General features: G+C 30.1%; 5 protein-coding genes. 4 read left to right on the top strand and 1 reads right to left on the bottom strand.

Annotated elements, in window-relative coordinates; translation table 11 throughout:
• Positions 1 to 189: 189 nt before the first annotated feature.
• Positions 190 to 366: a hypothetical protein gene (locus tag ACTCDL_RS13185; RefSeq protein ID WP_463177592.1), complete on the bottom strand. Its 177-nt coding sequence runs from the start codon at positions 364 to 366 to the stop codon at positions 190 to 192.
• A 634-nt stretch (positions 367 to 1,000) separates the two neighbouring features.
• Between ACTCDL_RS13185 and ACTCDL_RS13180 the strand changes: the two genes are divergently transcribed.
• The 4 genes from ACTCDL_RS13180 to pgeF all read left to right on the top strand — a co-directional run bounded on the left by ACTCDL_RS13180 (position 1,001) and on the right by pgeF (position 5,085).
• Positions 1,001 to 2,650 (top strand): HD-GYP domain-containing protein, encoded by a 1,650-nt coding sequence (locus tag ACTCDL_RS13180; protein ID WP_463177588.1) that lies wholly within the window; start codon positions 1,001 to 1,003, stop codon positions 2,648 to 2,650.
• The gene (locus ACTCDL_RS13175; RefSeq protein WP_463177581.1) at positions 2,647 to 3,747 is read left to right on the top strand and encodes an extracellular solute-binding protein; all 1,101 of its coding nucleotides are present in this window, start codon (positions 2,647 to 2,649) and stop codon (positions 3,745 to 3,747) included. Before ACTCDL_RS13180 ends, ACTCDL_RS13175 begins: the two co-directional genes overlap by 4 nt.
• 138 nt (positions 3,748 to 3,885) lie before the next feature.
• Positions 3,886 to 4,200 (top strand): GerW family sporulation protein, encoded by a 315-nt coding sequence (locus tag ACTCDL_RS13170; protein ID WP_463177577.1) that lies wholly within the window; start codon positions 3,886 to 3,888, stop codon positions 4,198 to 4,200.
• A gap of 99 nt (positions 4,201 to 4,299) precedes the next feature.
• Positions 4,300 to 5,085 (top strand): peptidoglycan editing factor PgeF, encoded by a 786-nt coding sequence (gene pgeF / locus ACTCDL_RS13165; RefSeq protein ID WP_463177573.1) that lies wholly within the window; start codon positions 4,300 to 4,302, stop codon positions 5,083 to 5,085.
• Positions 5,086 to 6,473 lie beyond the last annotated feature (1,388 nt).

The following is a 6,473-nucleotide window of genomic DNA, read 5'->3' as shown; positions in this document are numbered from 1 at the left end:
GAGATGTGTATAAGAGACAGGTTTGAGTGTGTGTGAAGTGCCTTTCTATTGAATTTCACTCACACTCCCACACCAACTTACACTTATAAAAAGTGTCGCTATATCCCATTAAGTCTAATTTTTAAATTCATAGATCTATAAAGAAAGTCAGGCTCTTTTTAAAATGTACCCTATAGAGCCTGACTTTCTTTATTTAGTGCCAATTCCTAAATCATTTCTTTGAACAGGAGGAACACCTTTAGGATCTTTACGATGCTCATTCATTGCGAAGGCATCAACTTTTTCTAGAACTCTCTTTGATTGGATTTCTGCCATCTCTTTAGCAACTTCCATCTTATTTTTCTTAAAGTCCAGCTTTTTATCCATTAAATCCCCTCCTGTTAATAATTTATCCAATTCTTCAATTTTCAATTCTTTTCTTTCTAAATTAATGTATTCAATATAAAATCAATGAAGAGCTTTAATGTATATAGGTATGTGAATTCAAAATGAAACTTAATGGATATATTGGGACTGTTTTAGGAATCAGGAGTCAGGAAGCAGTTATCAGTAAAACAGACTGATTCCAGATTCCCGATTCCTGATACGAAAGTGTACTATTATCTCCATATAGCGTTATGGTTAAATTTTATTCTAGATTCACGAACCTATATAGACAAACAACTCTAAAAAGAAATTTATAGTATTTTTTGTTTTTGATTTTAGCTCATTACTTATCACTCGTCCTACGAGTTATTTGAACTCTTTGTGATGGAAAAATACCCAAACGAATTTTTCCTATCTACTGTCATTCAACTTTACTATAATTTTAATTTTTTGCTATTAGATTAAAATTAACCGAGATTATGGTGAGATTAAGTAAATAAAAAAGGGATTTTTGTTTTTTTGTTTAATAATGTTAAAAGGTTAATTATTAGAATAGATTGTTTTTATTAAATATTAACCATATCTTTGGTTACTTGAGGTGGTTATACTGACTATTAATAGTTTTAAATTTATTTTGACTAAAAAGATATTATCTGCTCTGTTGATTATGTCTTTGCTCTTGATTCCTGGTCTGGTTTATTATGAATGGAATCAAGCAATTACAATAAAATCAAATTTATATGGGACATTAAGTTCATTATTTTTTGAATATTTAGAAAGGGAATTGAATCAAGTTATCATTTCGACCACTCCTAAGTATTTTGACAAATTTCCTAAAAATATACTTGTAAAGCTAAGAGAAACAGGAGGGATGGATAGATATTCAAAGGTTGTAGATGATGACTTATATGTTTATAAGCTAGAAGATGGTAGACCAGCATTATATACAATAAATCTAACAAATATGGTTAAAAAGGTAAATGATGTAATCAGTCTTCAGGTACCTTATAGGCTTTATTCAGTATTGTATGAAGAGATATTTACAAGTGATAAAGATTTTAAAGACCTAGATTTCTATAGTAGAGATAAGGTAATTAGAGAGGGCTTTGATTATTACTTTATTGGAAAGAACGATAGTCCTTATGTTATTTATCCCTTCTATTTAGCTATAGATTTAGAATTAAATTTATTAAATATACTAAAGGTTAGTCTATTAAAGCTTATAATGGTCTTAAGCATAACTATATTGTTAACACTTTATTTTGTGGAACGTTTTAGTAGGGGGATTTCTGAAAATATTACTAGGTTTTCTGAGACTGCTTATTTTATAGGAAAGAGGGCTATTAAAGGAGTTAAAAAGGAAAGTAAATTGCCTTCTACTGGAATAACAGAGATTGATAAGATTGCTTATACTTTAGAAGATTTATTTAAGAGTAATTATAAATATGCTAATGAGCTTAAGCATAATAACCAGATGATTAAGAGTACAAATAACTCTTTGTGGGAGGTACTTACCTTAACAGAGAAGTTAATTGCATGCAAGATAAATAAGTTTGAATTCTTATCATTGGTTGAAAAAAGAACTGATAGTTTAGAAGATAATACTGAAGATTTGCTCAATAACCTATGTAGGGATATCTCTTTAGTTAATGAAGAGAAGGAAGAGTATTTAGAACAGAATCAAAATTTAATCAATAAAGTATTGTTCCTATTAGGAGAGATGTCTGAATATCGTGATGATGTCACTGGGGCTCATATTAATCGGGTTAGTGAAGTAGCTAAAATAATAGGACAAGCACTTAAAATAGAAGAAGAGGATCTACTTATACTAGAGAATGCTGCTAAATTACATGACTTAGGGAAGATAGCAATTCCTGATAGTATTCTACTTAAAGCAGGCAAACTAACTAGTACAGAGTTTGAAAAGATGAAGGAGCATTGCCGTGCAGGATATAATATTTTATCTGAAATTAATCATACCTTCTTCCAAGTTGCTGCAAATATCTCATTAACTCACCATGAGTGGTGGGATGGAAGTGGTTATCCTCAAGGGCTAAAGGGTGAAGAGATTCCTTATGAAAGTAGGATAGTAGCTATTTGTGATGTCTTTGATGCGTTAAAGTCCCAAAGACCATATAAAGAGGCTTTTACTTTTCAGCGGGCTTTTGAGATTATAAGCTCAGAGAGTGGTAAACATTTTGACCCCAAGATAGTTGATACCTTTATAGAGAATAGTGATAAGATTATAGAAGTTTATAAAAGTCAAGGGGAGGGAGTTGCTTGAAGCTGAGAAGTATAGCTCTTATATTAATTATTATCTTGCTTTTGTTATATATATTTCTCCCAAGAGAAGAGATCAATATAATTGTTCAGATGGAAGAAGAAGAGGTTTCGGGGTTGATGAAAGTATTGACTAAATATGAAAGATTTCATTTTGTAAAATTTAATATATTAAACATACCATTTTCTAACCATTTTACTAGGATAGAAGAGTTTTTAAAATCTGGCAAAGAGGTAGATATAGCTAGAGTTGATATCAAGATGCCAAATTGGTTTAAAGACTATGTTATTCATGATCGGGTGGTTATTCAAGCTGTTGACTGTCTATTACTATTTTATAATCCAGAGATTATAGCAAGTCCACCAAGGACTATTGATGAATTTATTACTTATATAAGGACTTATACAATTGATAATCAAGGAAAGAGATATGGGGAGGAAGGATTTTCTTCCAATAGAATAAAGAGGTATGCTGCATTTGTTCCACTGAACTCAGGATGGTGGATGAGCCCTTTTTTTGGTGGGGAAGATAGAGACTTTTTAAGTCAAAATTTAGAGCATGATTCATTTATAAAGGTTGCTAATTCATTTAAAGAGTTATATCAGTCTGGATTGCTACCTGATTTTAAGGATACTTTTTATGAGCAGATGATAAGAAGGTTCCGTGAAGGGGAGGTAGCTATGATGCTCAATGGTCCTTGGGTAATACCTGCTTTAAAGGAATTGGGTCAGGAATTTAGGATAGCTCTAATTCCTAGAGGTAGTGAAGGGCGTTTTTCTCCTATGGGAGGCCAGCAATGGGTTATGTTAAGTGATAAAGAGGTAGTAAAGAAGGTAATGAACTACTTGGCATCTGATAAGGTAGCATTTGAGCTATATAAATATAACGATACAATAATGCCAAAGGAGTCTGTTCTAAATAATTTAGATAATAATATATTAGCTGAGCAATTGTATGATGGTGCTGTTAAGTTAGGTAAAGATAGTGATTATATTTTGTATAATTTCTTTTCTAATGATTATATAGAATATTTAAATGATAAAATGAGTAAAGAAGAATTATTTGATAGCTGGAAGGGTCAAGTTAGATCCTTAGAGTAAAGAGCGGCAGATGTTGCTCTTTTTTTTATAGCTACTTATCATAAATTAAGTAAACTAGAGTAGAATAGTTTTAGATATCTTTAACTATTGATCATGTTGAAAGGTGGAAATTTATAAATCCTGAAGGAGGAAAAGATATTGTCAAAGCAGAGAAAAACTTTAGATAAGCTAGAGAATATGATAAAGAGCCATGAGATAATTGGTGCACCTTATCAGATAGAGGATATGACTTTTATTCCAGTAATCGATACTATGTTAGGTTTTGGAATAGGAAATAGTAAGAGTGGTGGATGTGGGGCATATTTAAATCCCAAGGCTTTAATTATAATCAATCAAGATAAACAAGTTTCACTATTACCTCTTGTAGATAATTATTCTTCTGATAAGATTAAAGAGAGAGTTCCTGAGATATTGGGGATTTTAGATGAATTAAAGAAGAATGAAGAAGTTTGATAATAATCATTGTTTTACTCGTCACTTGTCACTTATTACCATTTACTGAATTTAAAAGAGGAGGAGATTAAAATCTTTAAATTAAGAGATAGTTCTGGAGTGAAGTATTATATTATTGAGGAGTTTGAAAAGACAGCTTTAGTAGAGCATGCTTTTACTAGCAAGCTAGGTGGAGTCAGTCAAGAGGATTATGCTGAATTGAATTTGGGGCTTCATGTGGCTGATAAAGAAGATGATATATTAGAGAATAGGAGGTTGATTTCTAATATATTAAATTATGACTCTAAAGAATTGGTAGCAGCAAAGCAGATACATAGTGATCAGATTAAGGTTATTAGCAGTAATGATAAAGGAAAAGGTGCTTTAGATTATCAGACTGCTATTGAAGACACTGATGCATTGATTACTAATGAGCCTGGAATCTTATTAACCTCTTATTATGCAGATTGTACGCCAATCTTAATCTTAGATCCAGTTAAAAAAGCTATCGGTTTGGCTCATGCTGGATGGAAAGGTACAGTATTAAAGATAGCACAGAAGACTGTTTTAAAGATGAAAGAGGTATATCAAACAATTCCAGAGGATATTTTAGTTGGAATTGCTCCTGCCATTGGTCAGTGTTGCTATCAAGTAGATTCTAGAGTTATTGAGCCATTAAAAGAAAATTTTAATAATTGGCAAGAATTGATTAAAGAAGATGGAAAAGATCGGTGGAGATTAAATATGGCTTTAGCCAATCAAGTCCAGTTAGAGGAGATAGGAGTAAAGACTGAAAATATTATTCAAAGTGAATTATGTACTTGTTGTAATTCAGACTTATTCTTCTCTTATCGCCGAGATCAAGGTAAGACTGGAAGGATGGCAAGTATGATTAAGTTAGTATAGTGACTATAATCTAGAGTCATTTAACTTTAGAATAAAATTTAAATATATCATTATAGAGAAAAAGTGATACTTTCGTGTCAGGAATCGGGAATCTGGAATCAGTGTTTATAACTGATTCCTGACTACTGATTCCAGATTCCAAAAAGTGTCACACTATCTTTCTATTGTTTCATTCTAGAGTTTTTTATCTATATATCCAATTAGCTGTCTTATGTTTATTAATTGGATGGATTTTTACAATATATTAATTTAAATTTAACATTTTTTTAATAGTTAGCTAGTATAATAGGCAATATGATTCTTTTGTAGTTAATAAAGGGGTTTTCTTACTGATATTTGGAGTTATTTGACGATTTTTATTATCTCTATTATTTTGATTTATTTTATAAAAATCCTCTGAATCTTTTTTTCTATAAAAATGAACAATAATTATTGGAATATAAATATCCTGTTATTACTTCCTAAATATTAAATTTATATAATTTTTCTTTATTGTTTCTACTTTAAATTTTAGCTAAATAACAGGGTTAGGTGTTAATGATTGTTTAGTTTTAAAATGAGTAAGGTAATTTATTATTATATCATAATTATTTTAACTAATAAATGCATTTTTTTCCTCAATAAAAAGGAAAAGACTTGAAAGGGGTAATAAATTTTGTTATAATATCCATAAATAGATTTTATTTATCAAGAGAGGTTTATTGACCTATGATTAGAGATAGTTATAACCTTTTAAGAACATGACCTATGATATTATTAGGGAATGGTATAAGTTAATAATAGTTTGTTTTATTCTCTATAAATACAATTTTAATTGTATTTATAGGTACTATATTAATTTACTTATACAGAAACCCCCTAATACGGCGTCCTTGATGCACACTAAGAGTATTTCTCCAGTGACACCTCCCTCAGGGCGCAAATTAATCAAAAATTATTACCTATGAATTTTTGAATGAAAAGATTAATCTGTTAAATCCAAGCAAAAAGCTAGTGTTATTGATTTTTATTATAACCTTGATTTAACATCATACACCCTTTATTTTTCCAAAAGTTTAAAAAAGAAATAACTTGTCCAACAAATTTAATTATTAATGTAGAAGTAAATTCTTAGAATATAGAGCTGAGAGTCTTCTTTAATAGACTCAAATTAGGAAAAAAATTACTAAAAATAAAAAAAAAGTAAAAATAGAGTGGAGACACTAATATCTTGTACCTTGACATTGAAATATCCAGTTGGATTTAAAAGTCTTTTAACAATTGATAATATTATTTATATGAAGTTTAGCTATAGTCATCCAACTTTAGAATGAAACAATAGATAGTGGGACACTTTGTGTCGAGTGTGAGCCATGAGTGTGTGTAAAACTTCTTTTTATTGGGGTTTA

It is taken from the genome of Orenia sp., assembly GCF_055140805.1.
The sequence above is the reverse complement of the archived record's forward strand: the minus strand, read 5'-3'. Positions and strand labels throughout refer to the sequence as shown.

Excerpts from the sequence above, each read along its gene's own strand:
- ACTCDL_RS13185 (WP_463177592.1), bottom strand. The coding sequence starts at position 366 with ATGGATAAAAAGCTGGACTTTAAGAAAAATAAGATGGAAGTTGCTAAA.